The 20706-nt window shown below is 42.7% G+C and carries 18 protein-coding genes; 5 read left to right on the top strand and 13 right to left on the bottom strand.

Features of this window, described 5'->3' with window-relative positions; all coding sequences use genetic code 11:
• The first annotated feature begins 272 nt into the window (after positions 1-272).
• Positions 273-1193, top strand: a complete 921-nt coding sequence (locus tag ABD036_RS00875; RefSeq protein WP_343855686.1) for a transporter substrate-binding domain-containing protein — start codon at positions 273-275, stop codon at positions 1191-1193.
• A 173-nt stretch (positions 1194-1366) separates the two neighbouring features.
• On the opposite strand, the gene ABD036_RS00870 is transcribed toward ABD036_RS00875, so the two are convergent.
• Positions 1367-2248, bottom strand: a complete 882-nt coding sequence (locus ABD036_RS00870) for a helix-turn-helix transcriptional regulator (protein WP_343855685.1) — start codon at positions 2246-2248, stop codon at positions 1367-1369.
• A gap of 126 nt (positions 2249-2374) precedes the next feature.
• Between ABD036_RS00870 and ABD036_RS00865 the strand changes: the two genes are divergently transcribed.
• The 3 genes from ABD036_RS00865 to ABD036_RS00855 all read left to right on the top strand — a co-directional run bounded on the left by ABD036_RS00865 (position 2375) and on the right by ABD036_RS00855 (position 5500).
• Positions 2375-3754 carry an MATE family efflux transporter gene (locus tag ABD036_RS00865; RefSeq protein WP_343855683.1) on the top strand — a complete coding sequence of 460 codons (1380 nt, stop codon included), beginning with the start codon at positions 2375-2377 and terminating at the stop codon, positions 3752-3754.
• Between the two features lie 191 nt (positions 3755-3945).
• A complete protein-coding gene (gene cyoE, locus ABD036_RS00860) occupies positions 3946-4833 on the top strand; it encodes a heme o synthase (RefSeq protein WP_343855682.1) in 888 nt (295 codons plus the stop codon).
• A gap of 109 nt (positions 4834-4942) precedes the next feature.
• Positions 4943-5500, top strand: coding sequence for an alpha/beta hydrolase (locus tag ABD036_RS00855; protein ID WP_343855681.1), 558 nt, complete (start codon positions 4943-4945; stop codon positions 5498-5500).
• Positions 5501-5574: 74 nt separating this feature from the next.
• Here ABD036_RS00855 and ABD036_RS00850 read toward each other — a convergent pair whose 3' ends face one another.
• Genes ABD036_RS00850 through coxB form a run of 5 tightly spaced genes read right to left on the bottom strand, consistent with a single transcriptional unit; the run spans position 5575 to position 10496 of the window.
• Positions 5575-5919, bottom strand: coding sequence for a cytochrome C oxidase subunit IV family protein (locus ABD036_RS00850; RefSeq protein ID WP_343855680.1), 345 nt, complete (start codon positions 5917-5919; stop codon positions 5575-5577).
• Positions 5920-5940: 21 nt separating this feature from the next.
• Entirely contained in the window at positions 5941-6615 is a 675-nt protein-coding gene (locus ABD036_RS00845) for a heme-copper oxidase subunit III family protein (RefSeq protein ID WP_343855679.1), read from the bottom strand.
• The gene (locus ABD036_RS00840; RefSeq protein WP_343855678.1) at positions 6615-7301 is read right to left on the bottom strand and encodes a cytochrome c oxidase subunit 3; all 687 of its coding nucleotides are present in this window, start codon (positions 7299-7301) and stop codon (positions 6615-6617) included. The genes ABD036_RS00845 and ABD036_RS00840 overlap by 1 nt, the downstream gene beginning before the upstream one ends.
• Positions 7298-9055, bottom strand: coding sequence for a cytochrome c oxidase subunit I (locus ABD036_RS00835; protein WP_343855677.1), 1758 nt, complete (start codon positions 9053-9055; stop codon positions 7298-7300). Before ABD036_RS00835 ends, ABD036_RS00840 begins: the two co-directional genes overlap by 4 nt.
• Positions 9056-9095: 40 nt before the next feature.
• The gene (gene coxB / locus ABD036_RS00830; protein WP_343855676.1) at positions 9096-10496 is read right to left on the bottom strand and encodes a cytochrome c oxidase subunit II; all 1401 of its coding nucleotides are present in this window, start codon (positions 10494-10496) and stop codon (positions 9096-9098) included.
• 333 nt (positions 10497-10829) lie between these two features.
• On the opposite strand from coxB, the gene ABD036_RS00825 reads away from it, so the two are divergent.
• Entirely contained in the window at positions 10830-12506 is a 1677-nt protein-coding gene (locus ABD036_RS00825) for a hypothetical protein (RefSeq protein ID WP_343855675.1), read from the top strand.
• Between the two features lie 118 nt (positions 12507-12624).
• On the opposite strand, the gene ABD036_RS00820 is transcribed toward ABD036_RS00825, so the two are convergent.
• From ABD036_RS00820 to xdhA, 7 genes are all read right to left on the bottom strand, one after another.
• A complete protein-coding gene (locus ABD036_RS00820; protein WP_343855674.1) occupies positions 12625-13830 on the bottom strand; it encodes a urate hydroxylase PuuD in 1206 nt (401 codons plus the stop codon).
• Between the two features lies 1 nt (position 13831).
• The gene (gene guaD / locus ABD036_RS00815) at positions 13832-15160 is read right to left on the bottom strand and encodes a guanine deaminase (RefSeq protein ID WP_343856532.1); all 1329 of its coding nucleotides are present in this window, start codon (positions 15158-15160) and stop codon (positions 13832-13834) included.
• Between the two features lie 7 nt (positions 15161-15167).
• Entirely contained in the window at positions 15168-15434 is a 267-nt protein-coding gene (gene uraH, locus ABD036_RS00810; protein ID WP_343856530.1) for a hydroxyisourate hydrolase, read from the bottom strand.
• 88 nt (positions 15435-15522) lie between these two features.
• A complete protein-coding gene (uraD, locus tag ABD036_RS00805; protein WP_343855672.1) occupies positions 15523-16029 on the bottom strand; it encodes a 2-oxo-4-hydroxy-4-carboxy-5-ureidoimidazoline decarboxylase in 507 nt (168 codons plus the stop codon).
• A complete protein-coding gene (xdhC, locus tag ABD036_RS00800; RefSeq protein ID WP_343855670.1) occupies positions 16026-16874 on the bottom strand; it encodes a xanthine dehydrogenase accessory protein XdhC in 849 nt (282 codons plus the stop codon). Before xdhC ends, uraD begins: the two co-directional genes overlap by 4 nt.
• Entirely contained in the window at positions 16874-19219 is a 2346-nt protein-coding gene (gene xdhB, locus ABD036_RS00795) for a xanthine dehydrogenase molybdopterin binding subunit (protein WP_343855669.1), read from the bottom strand. Before xdhB ends, xdhC begins: the two co-directional genes overlap by 1 nt.
• Positions 19212-20651 (bottom strand): xanthine dehydrogenase small subunit, encoded by a 1440-nt coding sequence (xdhA, locus tag ABD036_RS00790; protein WP_343855668.1) that lies wholly within the window; start codon positions 20649-20651, stop codon positions 19212-19214. Before xdhA ends, xdhB begins: the two co-directional genes overlap by 8 nt.
• Between the last annotated feature and the right edge of the window lie 55 nt (positions 20652-20706).

Genomic DNA, 20706 nt, shown 5'->3' with positions numbered 1-20706 from the left:
GAATCCATCTTGATCTTTGGCAGAATTAAGCGATACAAATTGTTTTTAGATTGATAAAGAATTTGGCGAGTTGGTGTTTGGCTATTTATAATTGTTAATCGACAATGATTGGCATAATGGAAATTTGTTCATGGATACATAAAAGACGTAGTTACGCAAAGTAAAAAAGTGCTTAATATGGAATAGTGGATACCTTTCGTTTTTGTCAGATTACAACTTAAGGTTAAGAGTGCGAACAGCACTAAGGATATTTTAAACATAATGCGGACTCTATGGCTAAAATAATAAAAAAACTGTCGTTCTCTTATTGTATGGTTTCGATAACAGTCATCAATATTTTGTTTGGCTTTAACGCAAAAGCTTTAGAAGCACAGCACCACTCTAGTTTTCCCCATGAATTCGAACTGCATTCAGACGAACCTAAGCTTACAGAAAAAGCCAATCTAGTTAATAGTCAGATCTCCGCAAGTGTTGATTCAGTAGCGCTTCTGATGCAGCGTTTAAATTGGGACGTAAATATTTTAAACGTACCCTTTGCTCGTTCACTGAGCTATATGGATAAAGGTAATGCCGTTTGTGTGGTAAATAAAATACAAACCCCGCAACGACTAAAAAGCTATTTGTTTTCGTTACCGCTAAATTTCTTTGAAACTCAAAAGTTATATCAAGTCGCAAGCTTACCGCCTATCGAGAAATCCTATTTAAATGATAAAGGCGAGGTGAGAAATATCCATGAAATACTCAACTCACAACCAGACTCAAGGTTGCTTAAGCCAAAAAATTATTCTTTTGGACAGCGAATTGATTCTGATCTTGCAAAGGTAAATCAGCAACAGATTATTCCAATTGCAAATGAAGCTTATTATCACTCGTTTATGCGCATGTTCATCTCTAATCGTACCGATTACGCAATTGTTTTTCCGGTTGCTCTATATCAAAACTTCGGTGACGATATTCCTATTGATGTTCGCGCTTATCAAATAGAAGGCAATCCAGCATACGTTAGCGGTCATTTCATATGCAGTGACACGCAGCAGAGTCGAGAGCTTATATCATCGGTAAATACGGCCATGAAAACGCTTTATTCAGATCCGCAATACATTGCTGCTCATACGCGTTATTTGCCCGAATCGGATGGCGAGAAAATCAAAAATATTATTCATCAATTTAATAAAGAGATTAACAAACCGTAAAGACACCACGTTAACCAATATTAATTCTTATTGCTCGATTAATGATGCCAAAACGCGGGTTGCATTGTTCATAACCTCAAACCAGATTATGCAAAGTTACTCAAGCTATTAAAATATTGGATTTATATAGATTATTAGTATTGAACCGCACTAATTAGCGATCGCGCCTTCCTCTAACTTGTAAACTTTTGAAGTCGCCATTTTCCAGGGCTAAGTTGGTATTGTTGTTTAAAGCGGTGAGCAAAGCTTGCACTGTCAGCGTAACCAACAGTATCCGCTATTTGTTCCAAATTATAATTGGTATAACGTAGCAGGTAACAAGCGTACTCTAGTCGCGCATGGGTAAGTAGTTTCATCGGCGTTTTGCCCGTCAGTTTTTTGCATAGTCGATAAAACTGAGGCTCTGATAAATGCATTTTTTTTGCCAGAGAAGTGACCGTCCAAGGAAGTTGTAGTTGTTTAGTAACCTCACGGATCAATGCGTGGAAACGTTGTTGCTGTTCGTTCATAGCGGGTGTTTTATCTAACGTTTGTTCAATCTGAAAGAGTAATACTTCAATCAGTCTTAACATGATATCCGATTGATATTGCCCTTGGGCATGACCAAAGTCTCGAACAAGACACATGCTTTGATATAACAATGGAGCGTTATCACTTGGCCAAACACCGGCACGTAATTGATGAATAAATTTGTACTCAGGGCAGTCATGCAGTAATAACCAGCACATATCCCAATGATCACCATCTAACTCATACAAAAAGGGCGTGCCTGCAGGTAATAGTGTAAAGGTATTAGGTAATATTTTATGCTGCCCATTACCCAATGTAAGTTTGCCTGCTCCGGAGTGTGTTGATAGCAAATAATGCACTTGCACGCGTTCACTAGGGTGTTTATCAAAGACTTCTCCCTTACCGGTTTTGCCTATTTGATATTGGTCTCTTAATTGCGATACGCCTGCACAAGCTATGAGAGAATTACCCTTGCCAGGTAAAGACTCGAAATTTATGAAATCCTCTTTACAGGCAGTGCCAATGTTAAGTATGTCTTGCCACATATATTTGCCTAAATGATAGTTTTAAACATGATATATGATATTTGCAAGAATGTTTATTGAATTCCTAACCGTTATAATTTGCAAAACATTCAATGTAGCGAACACACTATTTAGGTTGTCATTCTGATGTTAATTAACGAAACCTCTACGTTTAAGCAAAGTGTTAAGTTGGCATGGCCAATCTCGCTACAAAGTATATTGGTCACCATGCTAGGCATGAGTGACATTATGATGGTAGGACACTTAGGAGACAGTGCAGTTGCGTCTGTAGGCTTAGGTAATCGGATTCAATTTGTCGTTTTAATCATTTTGTCAGGATTAGCATCAGGTGTTGGGGTTCTCGCGGCGCAATATTATGGCGCCAACAAGAGTTCGCGCATCAGTGCGGTGGTGATTAAAACATTAATTATGGGCGGTATTGCCTTGATACCGGTTTGTATTCTTACCTTTATGTTCGGACATCATATCGTTGGGCTAGGTACGACAGATGCCGAAATTATCGATTTAGCCACACAATACTTGTGGATTACTATGCCAAGCTTGTTATTTGTCACCATTGTGATGATATTTGAAAATGCCATGCGTGGTTTAGGTCAAGTAAAGCTTCCAATGTTATTAAGTAGCATTGCAATTGGCATTAATATCTTTCTCAATTATTGGTTAATAAACGGCGGCTTAGGTATTCAAGCGTTAGGTGTGGAAGGGGCAGCTTGGGCTACTTTTATTGCTAGAGTGTTCCATGCAATGATGATTATTGGGTGTTTATACACCGTTCACCACGTTATTTTTCCTCGTAACATTGTGCGCAGTGAGCTATTCAACCTTGACCAATGGCGACATTTAGTTAGGTTAGTTTGGCCTATGATGGTGAGTTTTGGCGTCTGGTCACTTGGTACTTTTGTATATCAGCTTATTTTCGGCAGAATAGGAACCCAAGAGTTAGCGGTAATGAGTTTAATGGCCCCTCTAGAAGGTTTACTGGTTTCCTTCTTTTTTGGTTTTGCATCAGCATGTTCAATAATGGTTGGACAAAGACTGGGGCAAGATGACTTTAAATCAGCATGGCTTGTAGCACGAAATTTTGCCATTAGTGCACCCATAGTCACCTTTGTGCTAGCTTTGCTAATGCTAGGTTTAGAATCGCTTGTTTTTAAACCTTATGATCAACTTAACGCTGAAACCTTGTCGATTGCTCACGATATTTTCCTATTAATCGTATTTGGGACCTGCATTAAAGTATTTAATATGACGGCGTCCATGGGGATTTTGCGTGCCGGAGGAGATAATAAATATTGCATGCTCATAGATATTTCGGGCATGTGGGTGTTAGGTATCCCGTTAACCTTTGCCGCCGCGTTTTACTTTTCGTTACCCGTTTATTGGGTTGTATTGGCCACCTATTCCGAGGAGATCACCAAAGCCATCTTGTTTTTTTATAGAATGAGAACCAAGCATTGGCTTAACAATCTGACCGACAAGGCACCCACAAAGCAACTTTCAGCTTAGTTCATCACGCTAAGCTGATTAAGGTGTCGCAATAACCTAATTGATATTTGAAAGAGCAGTTTTTATTAGTTACAAGGTACTTTCTTGATTTGGCATGTTACTAGTGGCTATGGGTTTGCTAATTGAACTCGCGAAAATGTGACCTTTGCTCTAGGCTTTGTAATACAACTAGACCAATTAATTGAACATCAATGACAAGCAAATTTCATCCGCGCAATAGTCGTTTATCTTTGTACCTGAAATTGGGTAAGTTTCGACTATGTTTACTGGTTTTGTTTACTGGCATGATTGGCTATGGATTAGGTGTGTCAGAGTTTAACCTATTGCAATGCAGTGGTTTTCTTATCGGTACTTTACTGACAGCACTCGGAGCGAATGCGCTAAATCAGTGCTGGGAGCGTCAACGTGATGGATTAATGGCCCGCACCCGCAATCGACCGCTCCCCACAGGTATGCTTTCCTTATTTGAAGCACTAACAGTGGCATTAATGAGTTCGTTGGTAGGAGTCGCGATACTTTGGTTTTTGGTCAACCCATTAACCTCTGCACTGGGCGTTTTAACCTTAGTCACCTATTTACTGCTGTACACACCTATCAAACCAATATCTCCGGCAGCGGTTTTAGTGGGGGCCATTCCCGGTGCAATTCCACCCATTATGGGCTGGTCTGCCGCTACCAATACAGTTTCAATCCCAGCGCTGGTATTAGGGTTTGTATTGTTCTTATGGCAGATACCGCACTTTATGGCATTGGCTTCAATCTACAAAATAGATTACCAAAAAGGAGGCTATCAATTACTCCCTGATGATCCAGCAATTGATAAAGTGACTCGCAGCATCATTGTAGTATTTAGTTTAGCCTTATTGAGTATCAGCTTATTAGCACCTGCAGCGGGATTGGGGCACTCTTTATTTTTGGTCAGTGCACTTATTTTAGGGGGGGCATTACTTTTTCTTTCAGTGCAATTTTATCGAAAGTATAGCATTGAAAATGCGCGCAATGTTTTTCGAGCTAGTATCATTTATCTACCTGTTTTATTGACTATATTGTTAATTGACCAAAGGGTATTGATAGCTTAGAAGCTTTTCTTTATGTTCAATTAATGCACTGCGTAGTTTCTGCTATACTCACTATTAACATTTCGTTCACATCTATGTTAGGCACAGTGGTGCCCTGAGGCTACTTGCAATGAAAAGACACTATTATATAAGCGCGGATTTAGATGATTTAGAAGCGGTAGAGAAGGAACTTGAAAGTCGTGGTGTGGCAACCCCACAGATCCACGTGCTTAGTGAAAATGATGCCGAGGTTGAAAAGCACCATCTTCACGCAATAGAAGCGGTGCTTAAACAAGACGTGGTTCACTCAACGCAAATAGGCGCGGGAGTAGGTGTTATCTGTGCAACCGCGGTGTTGTTATTAGCCTATGTGTTTGACTGGTATGCTACAGCAGCTGGTTGGATCCCTTTTATCTTTTTAGCGGTAGTGCTGTTAGGCTTCTGTACTTGGGAAGGCGGTTTAATTGGCATACAAGTACCTAACTATCAATTTAAACGTTTTCAAAAACTATTAAAAAATGGCAAGCACGTGTTTTTTGTGGATGTAACTCCAGAGCAAGAATCTATTTTGACTGAGATTGTGCAAAAACATCCTCGATTGAAATTTGCAGGTGATGGTGATGCAACCCCTGGCTGGGTCGTACAAGGGCAAGATAAATTCCAGAAAGTGATGAAAACCTTGCCTTAAACCCTTGAGCTACAAGATTGCAAACTACAGACGTTTAACCCACTGGTGTGCGTCTGTAGTTTAGTCTTTATGTTTCATGTTGAGGTGAAAAACGTTAAACGACTGAAGAACGTATAATTAGATTCAATCGCCATCAAACCAATAAAGATTGTTAAACACAACGGTGGCAGCAATATCGCACAGATAAGCGCCATTCTTTCCCACATCATGTGCATAAACACCGATATAATTAAGCCTGCCTTTAACGCCATAAATAGCAAAATAAGCGTCCAGCGTAATACGCCTTGTAACTGCATATAATCTACCGCATAAGAAAGCCCACTTAGCACAAATAACAATAGCCAAATTTTTAAGTAAAGGCTTACAGGATGCGCTTGATGCCCTTGTTCTTTATCGAGTAGTTTAGTGTCTGTTGCCATAACCTGACTCCTTAGCGCTTATTACCAGAGGTAAAAGAGCGCAAAAATAAACACCCATACCAAATCAACAAAATGCCAATACAAACCCGTGATCTCGACAATTTCGTATTTGCCGGTTTCTTCGTAGTGGCCTTTGAAAATCTTGTACGCAACGATCAGTAAATAAATCACGCCAATGGATACATGCAGTCCGTGAAAGCCCGTCACCATAAAAAACACTGCGCCAAACTGGGCCGCACCAAAAGGATTTCCCCAAGGCCTAACCCCTTCCGATATTAACTTGGTCCATTCAAATGCTTGCATTCCAACAAAGGATATTCCTAATAGGGCAGTGATTAACATCAACACCGCAGTCTTGTTTTTATCGCGCCGATAACCATAGTTAACTGCCATCGCCATGGTGCCGCTGCTGGTGATCAATATAAATGTCATGATTGCAATCAGGACTAAGGGAATATGGTGTCCCGCTATTTCTAATGCGAAGACTTCGCTGGCATTCGGCCAAGGCTCAACCACAGACATACGCATGACCATGTAACCAATCAAGAAACAGCTAAAAACAAAGGTGTCGCTTAACAGGAAAATCCACATCATGGCTTTTCCCCAAGGAACGTGAAAAGACTCCTTGTCTGCCGACCAATCTGCGATGAATCCAGACAATCCTTGCTGTTGATGGTTTGAGTTGTGTGATCCCATTATGGCGCTCCCAATCCACAAAACTCAACGATGGCATTATAGGTTTCAGGTTTGCTTACAAGTAACAAAAATAACAAGCCCCATAATGCCAACAAAAAATGCCAATAAGTGGCGCACAAAGCGACGTAATGCTGCAGTTTAATTTGGTTTTGCTCAGTTGTTTTTTTGAATGAATAGCCTAAGGTCATGAGCCAGGTAGCAATTCCTGCAATTACGTGGGCAATGTGTAAGCCGGTAAACAAATAAAAGAAACTTAATGCGGGATTGTTGTTAACCCAAAACCCTTTGGCCTGCAAAGCCTGCCAAAAAAGCAGTTGACCAACGACAAAAGCGCATGAAAATATGCCTGCTGCGAGTAGCGCCATTCTAAAGTTAGCTGAGTCAGCATTTTTGGAACTTTGCTTAGCAAACTGAATACTAAAACTGGCTAAAATTAGGTAGAGCGTATTTAACCAAAGCTGACTGCGATCAAATAAAGGATGATTGGCTTGTTCTGCAAGGGGTTGCCAATCAGGATATTGAGAGCGCATTAAGAAAGCGACGATAAACAAGAAAAAAAGCACCGATATGACAATCAGTAATAAGCGCAAACCTGCTTTTTGGGTTTGCTCTCGATCATTAAATTGCAATTGCGGTGATAAGTTTGATTCCCACGGTTTTTCTCTTAACTTGCCGATGATATTCATGCTTCTACCCCTTTTAACTGGTTGGTGTCAGCATTGACTGGCTGTTCCTTGCCTGGATCATTCTGCGGTAAAAAATCTTGTTCATAACCAGGCACGCTATAGTCATAGGCCCAGCGATAACAAATTGGTAGGTGTGGCCCCCAATTACCATGACCTGGCGGAGTGGTTTCAGTTTGCCATTCCAATGATGTCGCTTGCCAAGGATTATCTCCAGCGGGCTTACCCTTGAATAAACTCCAAATAAGATTAAAGATAAAAATCAATTGAATTACACCAACAAAAATTGCCATAACCGAGATCATGGCATTAAGATCTTTGGCAGAATCAGGAATAAAGTCATAATTTTCGTAGGCAAAATAACGTCTTGGTACGCCTAAAACACCAAGATAGTGCATCGGGAAATATATCGCGTAGGTTCCTAAGAATGTTCCCCAAAAATGCAGTTTTCCCATAGTGTCATCAAGCATTTTCCCAGTCATTTTGGGATACCAATGATAAATCCCGCCAAAGACGACTAAAATCGGTGATACACCCATTACCATGTGAAAATGGGCGACCACAAAATAGGTATCGGATAAGGGGAGGTCGACTACGACATTGCCTAAAAACAAGCCAGTAAGCCCGCCTATGGTAAAGGTCGATACAAAGCCAAGGGCAAACAACATAGGGACGTTTAAACGTATATTGCCATGCCAGATAGTTAATACCCAGTTGTACACTTTAATGGCCGTGGGGACGGCGATGATAAGCGTCGTTGTAGCAAAGAAGTAACCAAACATGGGATTCATACCACTGATGTACATATGGTGGGCCCAAACAACAAAGCTTAATACACCAATACCAACAATGGCCCAAACCATCATACGATAACCAAAAATGTTTTTTCTCGCGTGGGTGCTGATGAGATCAGAAACAATACCAAACGCGGGCAGGGCGACTATATACACCTCGGGGTGACCAAAAAACCAGAATAAATGTTGAAACAATACTGGGCTTCCGCCTTCATGGTCTAGCTGTTGACCCATTGATAAAATAGCAGGCATGAAAAAGCTTGTACCTAGGGTTTTGTCAAAGAGCATCATAACGGCGCTAACGAAAAGCGCTGGGAATGCCAACAATGCCAAAATGGTCGCCATGAAAATTCCCCAAATAGTCAAAGGCATGCGCATTAAGGTCATGCCGCGAGTTCGTGCCTGTAATACGGTAGTGACATAATTTAATCCGCCCATGGTCGCGGCAATAATAAACACCGCCAGTGACACCAGCATCAAAATGATCCCCCAATCAGAACCTGGTGTTCCGGGTAGAATGGCTTGCGGGGGATACAAGGTCCAGCCAGCACCACTAGGGCCTCCGGGCACGAAAAAACTGGCCATCAGGATAATTACTGCGAGTAAGTAAAACCACACGCTGAGCATATTTACGAAGGGAAAAACCATGTCTCGTGCGCCGACCATCAAGGGGATAAGATAATTGCCAAAGCCACCAAGAAAGATAGCGGTAAGTAAGTAGATCACCATGATCATGCCATGCATAGTAACGAACTGATAATAGGCACTGGGATCAATAAAGTCGAAGCTGCCAGGAAACCCTAACTGTAGGCGCATTAATCCAGATAGCACTAATGCAACTAAGCCAACTAAAATAGCGATAACTGAATACTGTATGGCAATAACTTTGTGATCTTGACTCCATACATATTTAGTCCAGAAACTTCCCGGTTCATGCATGTCATGTTCTACTTCATCGTTCATCTTCTACCCCGCATTGTGTCAGGTTCAGCTGATCAGATGCTTATAGCGTTTTGATAAATTCGATTATCGCTTGCGCTTCCTGTTGATTAATAATGGGCGGTGGCATTACTGGCGGATAGCCTGCCACTACATTAGCGTTTGGTTGAAAAATGGACTCCATTAAATAACTGTCATCCACTTTTATTTGCTGACCACTGGTTAAATTGCGTGTTGAACCGTATAGATTTTGCCAACTTGGACCCAATAATTTAGTGCCATCGATACTGTGGCAGGCAGTACAGCCTTTGCTGATAGCAAGCTCTTGACCAGAGAGTAGCGGCTGAGACTCAGTGCTATCCGAGTCGCTTGAGCCTTTTTCTTTGATGTAATCAATAATTGCGGTTGTCTGTAAATCATCCAGTGACATCACTGGCATAATGGGGGCATAACCTTTTACAATTTTAGCCATAGGATTAATGATGGATTCTTTCAAATAAGCATCATCAACAATTACTTGAGTTCCATCGACCATGGTTTGCGTTTTACCGTAAAGGTTTTTCCAACTTGGCCCAATACTCGCGTCATTGAAATTATGACAGCCTAAACAACCACTAATTTGAGCCAGTTCTTTACCGCTTTGAGCGCTTACTGAAAGTGTCTCTGAGCGGTTCTTACTCAAGGTTTCCACAAAGGTACTTTGGGTGGTTAGCCATTGTGCATAATCAGCTGGACTTTTAACTTCGACATGGCCTCGCATATTGAAATGGCCAACACCACAAAACTCCGCACACAATATTTCGAATTCACCTATTTTGGTGGGGGTTAGCCAAATGTAAGACATAGTGCCTGGCACCATATCCATTTTTACTCTAAATTGGGGGACATAAAAATCGTGTAACACGTCTTTGGAACGCATCAGTAGTCGTACTGGTTGATCAAGAGGTAATATTAAACGATTGTTTAGCACTAAAATGTCATCTTGACCGGCTGGGTCTAAAGGGTCGACACCAAATGGATTGTCGATACTAATATATTCAATGGCAGATTTGCCGAGTTGTTGATCTTCGCCTGGATAGCGGAAACTCCAGCTCCACTGCTGGCCTACTACTTCGACGGTTATGGCATCATCAGGTACGGTAACTACATCGGAATACACCACTAGACCCGGCGCTAACATGGCTATAATACCAATACTGGTTATTACCGTAAGCCATACTTCGAGCTTCTTGTTCTCTGGTTCATATTTGGCTTTACGGTTTTTGTCATGTCGATATTTGATCACTGCAAAGGCGATGAAAAAATTGATGGCAATAAACACAATTCCAGTGATGATCAGAGTGATCAGCATTGTGTCATCGATAGATCCCCAGTTAGACGCAATTGGCGTCATCACCCAGGGGGAAATGAAATGAAAAACAATTGATCCAATTACGATCAAGACCAACGCGATGGCAATTCCCATGCCTGTTCCTTGTCTATTATCGACACTTTTGATAAATCAAAAGTGTGCATATTTTATTAAGGTTAGCTACCAGCAGAACTACAATTCTTATAATGGAATTTTGAATTGCTGTTAAATCTGCATACAAATCAATTTATTGTTCATAAATCAACCAGTGCAAATACAGTGTAGGTGTAGTTTGTAATTTGTGCTAATCAGACTAACTAAGAGTTTAGAAAAAATTTATTACATAGCGCTGTATCTGACTTTAGGTCGCTTAATTTTTATCTTAATATCCTTAAACATTTAATATTACTGTTAAACTCCCTAAACCATTACTGCAAGGAAGAAATTATGAGCATATTGATACGCTGGTTATTCATTCTATTAGCAACCTCCTTAAGTTATTCAGCCACAGCGAGTTCTCACTATTCCGAACTTGAAAACCTATTTAAACAATGGCGAACGTTTGAATCGCCACCTTTGTATCAAGGTGCGCCCGATTATCGAGAGCAAACCTTTAAACAAAGGCGAGCCAAGTTCAATTCGTTAAATCAGACTCTACTAGCGATGCAGATATCTGACTGGAGTATTGCTCAGCAAATTGACTGGTACTTAGTGTTAGCGGAGATGAATGGTTATGATTTCAATCAATACGTGCTTAAACCCTGGCAACGAGACCCTGCATTTTATAAGTCAGTGTGGACGTATCAAAGTGATGTGCCAGCGCATGAGGGGCCCGCTCATCATGGCTTAACGGAATTATGGACTTATACTTTTCCGTTAACCGATGAAGAGCAACATCGTTTAAATCAGGATCTGAGCGTTATTCCACCTCTGTTGACTCAAGCTAGACAAAATTTAACCGGTAACGCGAAGGAATTGTGGGTGGCGGGAATTCGTGACATCAAAGCACAATCAACCGCATTAAGAGATATTTCCGAGTCAATAGAGCAAACAAAGAATGCATCGTTGATAAATACACTGGCAGCAGCAATAGAGGCGACTAACGGGTTTACTCAATGGCTAACACAGCAAGCCTCAACGAAAACAGGCCCCTCTGGCATCGGCATGCAGCAGTACACCTGGTATCAACAACATGTACATTTGCTACCTATGTCATGGCAAGATGAAGTGAGACTATTGTCTCGGGAGTTAGACAGAGCCTGGTCTTCATTAAAGTTAGAGGAGCATCGAAATCGTGCATTACCAAAGCTGGTTTCGGTAAAAGATGATAATGAATACCAAGCATTAGCAAGACGCTCGGCGGACTACTTTTTAAAATTCCTCGATGAACAGAATATTGTCACGGTAGCAGATTATTTTAAGCCTGCTTTGGATCGACATATAGGCGAGTATGTTCCAGAAGCCACTCGTCATTTTTTCTATATTGGCAGTCATCTCGATCCCACACCGTTGTTTTCCCATTTCTATCATTGGTTTGAGTTAGCACGTATGGAGTCAGCACCGAATAAAAGCCTGATACGCAGGGGACCATTGCTATACAACATCTTTGATACTCGCAACGAGGGCACGGCCACCGCAGTAGAAGAGATCTTTATGCATGCAGGCTTATATGATCATAACCCCAGAGCCAGAGAAATTGTGTGGATCATGCTAGCGCAAAGGGCGGCGAGGGGATTAGGTTCTTTGTATGCTCATGCCAATCAAATGACGATGGAAGGTGCTGGACAAATTCATATGGATTGGACACCGCGAGGCTGGATGAAAACCGAACCTGAATTATTGATCTTCGAGCAACATTTCTATTTAAGACAACCCGGTTACGGCACCAGTTATGTTACCGGTAAAAGCATGCTCGATAGTGCCCTTGCACAAATAGCGAAGTCTTATGAAGAGCAGGGCATTGAATTTGAGCTTAAAAGGTTTTTTGATCAGCTCAACGGGATTGGTAATATTCCGATTTTGTTGGGAACGTGGCAAATGACCGGTGAAAAACCTAAGTTATTAGAGCAGGTAGAACAACAAGCGCGCACGGGGAATAAAATTCTGCTGGAACAATTCCAGTAAGGACTGACTGGAACACTGCCCACGAGTGCTTTAAATAAGATACCGCATTGTTGCGGTATCTTAGCAATGTCAAAACACGTTTTTAGGCTCTTTTAGTATTTCTTTATTAAATCGGCCATTAATTCGGTGCAAGCAAATACCAGTTGGCGATTTCTTCGCGCTCGGCGTCAGTCATCTTGGTTTTGTTCAAAAAGGGCATATCTTTACTAATTGATGTTCGCTGATAAATGAAGCCCGCTTTACTTTGGATGTCCTGCCAAGCATCAAACACCAAACCCATAGGGGCGACTTTGAACATTTCATCAGTTGGCTCACTGGCATGACATGACACGCAATGCGTGGTGATAAGTTGTTGAATTCGCGCATCGGTTGGTACTATGCGCTCTGCCTGTTGCTCAGCAGGTACGTCGGTATTATCACGAAGCAGATCAGGATTAGATACCCAGATGGCGATAGCCAGCATGGCAATGCTAGCCGATACTAAAATAGCCGGTTTGGTTTGACCTAGGTGTCGTAAATTAAAAAAGTGGCGTATCCAAGCTGACACTATGCCGATGAGGATCAATATTAACCAACTATTGGGATGTTGATAGGTCATTGGATAGTGATTACTGATCATGATAAATAATACCGGCAATGTCAGATAGTTGTTGTGTACTGAACGCAACTTGGCTTTTTCACCCCAACTCGGATCCACAGGCAGTTGTTTCTCCACCGCATTCACCATTGCCCGTTGTGATGGCATTATTTGCAGTAACACGTTGCCAGCCATTATGGTACCAATAAGTGCACCAATGTGAATAAAAGCGCCTCGGCCACTAAACCACTGAGTCGCCAACCAAGTGGCGATTGAGATACCAATCAAAAATACCACTGCAAATAGTTTTGGATGACGGCCTAATGGGCTTCGACAGGCGATTTCGTATAACGCTAGCCCTCCAAATATCAGCGCAAGTCCCAGACCAATTGCACTGCCAGGGGCAAGTTCCATCACGTTATTGTCTATTAAATACGCCGATGCACCAAAATAATAGACCAATACCAATAAGCAAAAGCCACTGATCCAAGTGGTATAGGCTTCCCATTTAAACCAATGTAAAGTCTCGGGGAGTTTCTCCGGACCGTATTTGTACTTGGCGACCTCGTAAAAACCACCACCGTGGACAGCCCACAAATCACCTTTTATCCCCTTTTTATCTTTCCAATCGGGCGGCGTTTGTAAATTGTTGTCAAGCCAAATGAAATAAAAGGAGGCGCCGATCCAGGCCACGCCTGCGATGACATGAAACCAACGTAAAAATAACGATAACCAATCAAACCACATTTTAATTGAGTTCCTTGTTAACTTGGTGAACACAGTTCCCAGCGATATAAGTCTGAAAAATAGTGCGCTCATCTGCCAGCATGCTTAACGCAAATAAAACGTCTTGCGGCGCGCTGATGGTGCGTTCTTCGATCAAATGTTGAGTTCTTAGGGCGCTAAGTTCATTGAAAGCGGGATCGAGCACCACAAAATCGGCATCAGTACCCGTATTTAAATTGCCGATAGTATGCTCTAACCCTAGATTACACGCTGCCCCTTGGGTCATCATGTACAAACCTTCTAAAGGGCATAATGGGTTGTGTTTCAATTGACATACTTTGTACGCATCACCCATGGTGCGTAACATGTTGAAACTGGTGCCTGCGCCGACATCTGAGGCTAGGGATACATTGATACCATGCTGTCTGGCCTTTTCTAATTCAAACAGCCCGCTACCTAAAAATAAATTTGAAGACGGACAAAAGGCGATAGTTGCTTGGGCGGATTTAAGTCGTCGCCATTCTTCATCTTGCAAATGTAGGCAATGCCCGAACACGCTGCCCTTGCGAACTAAGCCATATTGGTCGTACACGTCTAAATAACTACGGTGTTTTGGAAAGAGCTGCCTGACCCATTCTATTTCGTTTAGATTTTCTGATAGGTGCGTCTGTATGTAAACATCGGGATATTGTTTAGCGAGTTCGCCCAGTGCCGCAAGTTGCTGTTCAGAACTGGTCGGGGCAAAACGAGGTGTCAACGCGTAAGCAAGGCGACCTTTACCATGCCAGCTTTCAATGAGTTCGGCACTGTGTTGCTGGGCCAAGGCAGGGCTGTCTTGCAGTTCTACTGGACAATGCCTGTCCATGCACACTTTGCCCGCAATCAAACACATGTTGAGCTTTGATGCCGCATTAAACAAGGCATCTGCTGCTGATTTGTGCACAGTGGAAAAAACCATGCCGGTGGTCGTGCCGTTGCTGACTAATTGGTGCAAAAATATGGAGGCAATTTTGGTCGCATAGTCGTCATCTGCAAACTTCGCTTCGGTTGGGAAAGTGTAGTTATTTAACCATTCTAATAATTGTTCACCATAACTTGCGAGCATTTCGGTCTGTGGAAAATGCAAATGGCTATCAATCAATCCCGGTATTATCAGTTTACCTCTTAAATCACTGATAGTATGAGATTTATACGAACTAATAAGGTTGTTGTAAGAGCCAATATCAACGATTTTTGAGTTACGCGTTACCAGTAATCCATCCTGAATATATCGAAAGTCTGAACTCGGGTTGCTGGTAGGCGCTGGAAAATCCAGTAAACTGGCACGGTAAACATTCACTTGTTGCTGCATAGTCGAGTTAGCTTCCACGGTAACTGCTAAAACCATAGGGCGAGATTAATAAAGGCACGTGGTAATGACCACCATCCTCAACGATATCGAAATGCACATCAACAAAAGGATAAAAACCACCGCTGTGCTTTTCTAACAGATATTGTTTGGTGTGAAAGCGCATCTGGTAAGTTCCGGCTACAAACTCTGTTTGCTGCCAGTCTTTGCAGCGTCCGTCAGAATCGGTAGTCACAGATACCTTATCACCGTTTGGACAGGTCAGTTCAATGGGCATGTTTGCTGCTGGCGTGCCTTTAGCTGTATCTAGTACATGGCTCGACAAGCTGATGGCGTTAGTGTTATTCACTGATTCATAATCCTATTTAAGAGGCTAAATTCTTTCGAATTCGCAGTAACGTAATTTTTAGTTGTTGCCCAGCGGCAATGGCTATCTCTTGTTCAGTGCTATTGGCAATTCGCAACTCTAGTTCGGTTAACATCTGCTGTGCGCTTAGACCGGTGGCACAAATGATAAAGATAAAACCATTTTTAGCTAAGTATTCATGGTTGAGCTGACTAAGGCGCTGTAACACCGACGGCTCCGCGCCCACCGCGCCAGATTGCTCTTGCTGAGCAAGTCCACTGGTTGAGGCGAACTTCTTTTTTAACGAGTTGATATCACCAATCATTGGATGCGCTTCGAATGCTTGTCGATAGTCCTTTTCTGTTAAGTCAGGCCAGATTTTGCGAGTATAATCTTCAATCTGTTCAACTGAACTGTATGGCCTTTTAGCCGACATCATGTGTGTCCACTGAGACGCTGCACAACACTTTGAAAACCAATCTTGGGCTGAGGCATCATCAAGCTGATTTAGTTGTTCTAATTTCATAAAAACTCAATAATTTCCTTGGTTTGTTGCCAATTGATCCGCTGTTGTTTGTTTGAACTCTGGCTGGGCTGATTAGCATTGAATTGTTGAATTAACTGACCGGCAATGGATACGGCAACTTCAATGGGTCTTTTACCTGTGACGTCTAATAAGCCAACCGGACATACCAACTTATCCATCTGCTTGTCGCAAATATTTCGCTTAGCTAATCGATTTACAAAACGTCTGGCTTTTGTCTGTGAGCCTATCAGTCCTAAATAGTTTATATTGGGCTGCGCTAGCCCCGCTACCACTAGATCGAAATCGAGCTGGTGATTATGAGTCATAACGAGCATATGACTTAATCTATCAATTTGCGTAATAACATCCACAGGTTCCTCTTCAATGATAATTTCCACTGAAGGTGAACTAACGACACCGTCAAATTGCTCTGCACGGTTATCTACCCATTTTATCGACACTGGTAGCTGGCTTACGATTGGCAGTAACGCTTTGGCAACATGACCAGCACCAAAGATCGCCAGGACCGGCACCTTTATGTTAATGGGTTCAAACAAAACATGAGTAGCACCGCCGCAACATTGTGCCAATTTAGCACCAAGTGGGAAGTGCTCAACGTGTTGATGGGTTTCACCTCTTGATAGCATTGCCCGTGCTTGTTTAATCGCTGCATGTTCTAAATGGCCACCACCAATGGTGTCAAAGGTTCGATCATCAGTTACCACCATTTTGGTGCCTGCTGCTCTGGGAGTTGAGCCTACAGACCCCATGACTGTCAGCAATATATAGGCTTTGCCATGGGTTTGGCAAAAATCTATCCCTTCATACCAGTTGTGCGATTGCATTATTGGCTCTCCAAAGCACGGCGTATCTTGTTGCATGCCATCAATATATTTTCTGCTGTGGCGGGAGCAGGGAGATCAGCGTCTAATCGATATTCAGACAAACTCGATATGCTGTCTTTGATAGCACACCACACCGACATCGCTAACATCAGTGGTGGCTCACCCACTGCTTTAGAGTGATATATGCTGTCTTCAGGGTTAGGATCTGGATACAACTCAACATTAAATATTTTGGGCGTATCACCTACCGCTGGTATTTTGTAGGTTGCTGGGTTGTTGCTGATCAAGCGCCCTTTGTCATCCCAGCGAAGGTCTTCATTGGTGAGCCATCCCATGCCTTGAATAAATCCACCTTCAATTTGACCAATATCAATCGCCGGATTTAAGCTGGTGCCAACATCATGCAAAATATCTACACGTTCAACCATGCATTCGCCCGTCAGCGTATCGACTGTGACTTCGCTGCACGAAGCGCCATAGGCAAAATAGAAAAATGGACGGCCTTTGCCGGTTGCGCGGTCATAATGGATTTTAGGTGTTTTATAAAAGCCGCTTGTCGATAGCGACACACGCCCAATGTACGCTTGCTGTACGAGTTCTAGAAAACTAATTTGATGATTTTCAATGCTAACTTGATGATGATTAAACACCACATCGGTAAGCAAATCTTTACTTAATCCCAAACTCTTTAAGTAGAATTCACTCAAACGATTACGGATCTCGATACAGGCATTTTGAACGGCTTTACCATTGATGTCGGTGCCGCTGGAAGCTGCAGTAGGAGAGGTGTTTGGCACTTTATCGGTACGCGTCGCGGTAACTTCAATATCATCCAAACTGATCCCAAATTCATTGGCTGCAATTTGACCAATTTTAGTGTGAAGGCCTTGACCCATCTCGGTACCACCGTGATTAACCTGAACACTGCCGTCGGTATACACATGCACTAGAGCGCCAGCTTGATTGAGATGTTTTGCGGTAAATGAAATACCAAACTTGACAGGGGTTAATGCCAAGCCTTTTTTCAACACTGGGCTGTTTTTATTGTATTGCGTGATTGCTTCACGCCGAGCCCAATAATCCGAACTGGTCTCTAAGCGAGCGACTAAATCGGGTAGAATATTGTGTTCTATTTTCATCCCATATTGGGTGAAGTTGCGTTCTTCATTATCATAAAAATTGATTTTTCGTACCGCTAATGGGTCAAGGTCTAATCTGCGGGCAATTTTCTCAATCATTGCCTCGGCAACCATCATACCTTGTGGGCCACCAAAACCGCGAAATGCAGTGTGTGACACGGTGTTCGTGCGACAGCGGTGACCAACAATATGACAGTCACCGAGATGGTAACTGTTATCGGCATGAAACATAGCACGATCGACTATGGCATCAGACAGATCGGCTGAGTGACCACAATCACCATTAATTTGAATATTGGTAGCGGTAATGCGACCGTGTTGATTAAAGCTCACATCAAACCGGTTTAAAAATGGATGGCGTTTACCGGTAACCATCATATCTTGCATCCGTGGTAGGCGGATCTTTACTGCAATACGATTGCGCGCGGCAAGCAGGGCTGCAATGCAGGCCCATTGCGCAGCTTGGGTTTCTTTACCGCCAAACCCGCCACCCATGCGCCGCATATCAACGGTCACCTTGTGTAACTTAATACCTAATACTTCTGCAACGAGCTTTTGCACTTCACTTGGGTGCTGACTTGATGTGTAGATAAGCATACGATCTTGCTCTTGGGGCACGGCAACCGATACTTGACCTTCAAGATACATATGCTCTTGACCACCAATCGCAATTTCACCTTGTATCCGCTGCGATGCTTGGGACAGGGTTTTATTAGCGTCCCCTCGTTGCATGGTATGCGCAGGTCTGACAAACTCTTCTGCCTCATGGGCACTATCTGTTGATAACACAGGTTGTTGCGGTGAAATATTAATTGTGGCTTTCTGCGCTGCTTGTCTTGCCAATCTTACTGACGTTGCTAAGACTGCGAAAACGGGCTGGCCGTGAAAGACAATGCGTTTGTCTGCTAACACCGGGTCGCCGGTAAATACTGGCGCAATATCGGTATGCCCTGGTACGTCATCAATGGTGATGACATCAATAACACCTTCACTAGATCGTACGTCATCAAGGTCAATCGAATTGATGTCACCTTTTGTGTGTTCACTGATACCGACGGCTGCGTAGGCGGTGTTTAGTGGTAATACCTGATCATCAACATATTGTGCACTGCCAGTCACATGTCTGATGGCACTCTCATGGATCCGACTTTTGCCAACGGTTGAGCCCTGAGTATTTGACCCTGCGGGTTGAATAAGTTTACGCATAGTGAATTACTCGGGTTTCTATCTTGGATTCTTCATTGTTGGTTTCTAACCAATAACGATGCCAAAGATTTTCAATGATTTGCTTTCGGTAGTGTGCAGATGCTCTAACGTCATCGATAGGCTCAAATGCGTGTCGTAATACTTCAGCACCTTTTTCTTTGGTGCTGGATAATCGCCAATCCAAACCGAGCAGGGCGCTTTGCAATTCAATTGCCGACACGGGTGTGGCGGCAACTCCGCCGAAACCGCTGTTAACAGCCTCGATTATGTGGTTATTTAGCCTCAAACAGAATACAGCGCAGACTGCGGATATGTCATCTTCAAATCGTTTAGAAACTTTGTAAGCTCGCAAAATGTGATTTTGAGTGAGTAGTGGTAAACGTATGGCCCTGATCCACTCATTCGGTTGTAATGCTGTGCGTCGATATCCGGTAAAGAAGTCAGCCGCGGCTATCATTCGTTGAGTATTACCGTTGTCAGTCACTATCTGTGCTTGTAAGGCTAATAACACCGGGGGCATATCACCGATAGGTGAGGCGTTGGCTACGTTTCCACCTAAGCTCGCTTGATTACGGATCGGCACTGAAGCAAAACGCCACAACAGTTCCTTTAAAGGCGCAAAGTGCATTAATAATAAAGACTCGATTTCGCTAAAAGGTAATGCCGCTCCAATGCTGAGGTAATTATCTTCAATACCAATTTGGTTAAGTTCTTTAATACCTTTTAAATCGATCAAACAGGGCAGATCTTTTAATTGTTGCGTTGTTTCAAGAGCAAGATCTGTGCTACCTGAAAATAACCGCGCGTCTGGATGTTCAACCAATAACTGTGCTAATTCTTGAGCAGAACGTGGTACAAAAAGCCCCTTTAGTCCTGCAGTTCCGTCTTTCAGTTGGACTAACTGGGAAATGGTTTGCTGTTTTCTATCATCAAATTGGTCTGCTGTTCTATGCGAGCAGCTATGCATCGCGGCATCAATAATCGGCCGATAGCCTGTACAGCGACATAAATTACCAGATAAGGCTGACTCTATATTTTGATGATTCGTTTCTGTGTTTTGATGATAAAAAGTGAAGAGTGACATAACAAAACCAGGTGTACAAAAACCGCATTGCGAGGCGTGATAGTCAACCATAGCTTGTTGTACAGGATGAAGATCCTCATTAACAGCGAGATGTTCAACGGTAATGAGTTGCTTGCCGTGTAATGTGCTTAAAAAGGTGACGCAGCTATTGATTGATTTATAGCTCAGAGCATCATCGCTTTTGGTAAGTTGTACTAGTGAAACCGTGCACGCACCGCAGTCTCCAGAAGCACAGCCTTCTTTGGTACCGCACAAGCCTTTATCATCTCGCAAATATTCCAGTACAGTGAGGTCACTGGCAGCAGATTCAATTTCTGTGATGCGATCGTTTAATAAGAAACGGATCATTAAATTTCCTAGTCAAAAGTACGATTCTAAATTTAGATGGTTTTCAGGTGGTACT

Origin of the sequence: Aliiglaciecola litoralis, assembly GCF_039523355.1 — a bacterium.
GTDB classification, from domain to species: domain Bacteria; phylum Pseudomonadota; class Gammaproteobacteria; order Enterobacterales; family Alteromonadaceae; genus Aliiglaciecola; species Aliiglaciecola litoralis.
This window is presented reverse-complemented; position numbering and strand designations above follow the sequence as displayed.

Bases quoted from the DNA above. Each gene is read 5' to 3' on its own strand.
- guaD (WP_343856532.1), bottom strand. From the start codon at position 15,160: ATGCAGCAACAAGTGAATGTTTACCGTGCCAGTTTACTGGATTTTCCA.
- uraD (WP_343855672.1), bottom strand. From the start codon at position 16,029: ATGAAATTAGAACAACTAAATCAGCTTGATGATGCCTCAGCCCAAGAT.
- ABD036_RS00875 (WP_343855686.1), top strand. From the start codon at position 273: ATGGCTAAAATAATAAAAAAACTGTCGTTCTCTTATTGTATGGTTTCG.
- ABD036_RS00820 (WP_343855674.1), bottom strand. From the start codon at position 13,830: ATGTGGTTTGATTGGTTATCGTTATTTTTACGTTGGTTTCATGTCATC.
- xdhA (WP_343855668.1), bottom strand. From the start codon at position 20,651: ATGATCCGTTTCTTATTAAACGATCGCATCACAGAAATTGAATCTGCT.
- ABD036_RS00870 (WP_343855685.1), bottom strand. From the start codon at position 2,248: ATGTGGCAAGACATACTTAACATTGGCACTGCCTGTAAAGAGGATTTC.
- ABD036_RS00855 (WP_343855681.1), top strand. From the start codon at position 4,943: ATGAAAAGACACTATTATATAAGCGCGGATTTAGATGATTTAGAAGCG.
- xdhC (WP_343855670.1), bottom strand. From the start codon at position 16,874: ATGCAATCGCACAACTGGTATGAAGGGATAGATTTTTGCCAAACCCAT.
- ABD036_RS00840 (WP_343855678.1), bottom strand. From the start codon at position 7,301: ATGAATATCATCGGCAAGTTAAGAGAAAAACCGTGGGAATCAAACTTA.
- coxB (WP_343855676.1), bottom strand. From the start codon at position 10,496: ATGGGAATTGCCATCGCGTTGGTCTTGATCGTAATTGGATCAATTGTT.
- uraH (WP_343856530.1), bottom strand. From the start codon at position 15,434: ATGCCCATTGAACTGACCTGTCCAAACGGTGATAAGGTATCTGTGACT.
- ABD036_RS00850 (WP_343855680.1), bottom strand. From the start codon at position 5,919: ATGGCAACAGACACTAAACTACTCGATAAAGAACAAGGGCATCAAGCG.
- ABD036_RS00845 (WP_343855679.1), bottom strand. From the start codon at position 6,615: ATGGGATCACACAACTCAAACCATCAACAGCAAGGATTGTCTGGATTC.
- ABD036_RS00865 (WP_343855683.1), top strand. From the start codon at position 2,375: ATGTTAATTAACGAAACCTCTACGTTTAAGCAAAGTGTTAAGTTGGCA.
- cyoE (WP_343855682.1), top strand. From the start codon at position 3,946: ATGACAAGCAAATTTCATCCGCGCAATAGTCGTTTATCTTTGTACCTG.
- ABD036_RS00825 (WP_343855675.1), top strand. From the start codon at position 10,830: ATGAGCATATTGATACGCTGGTTATTCATTCTATTAGCAACCTCCTTA.
- ABD036_RS00835 (WP_343855677.1), bottom strand. From the start codon at position 9,055: ATGAACGATGAAGTAGAACATGACATGCATGAACCGGGAAGTTTCTGG.
- xdhB (WP_343855669.1), bottom strand. From the start codon at position 19,219: ATGCGTAAACTTATTCAACCCGCAGGGTCAAATACTCAGGGCTCAACC.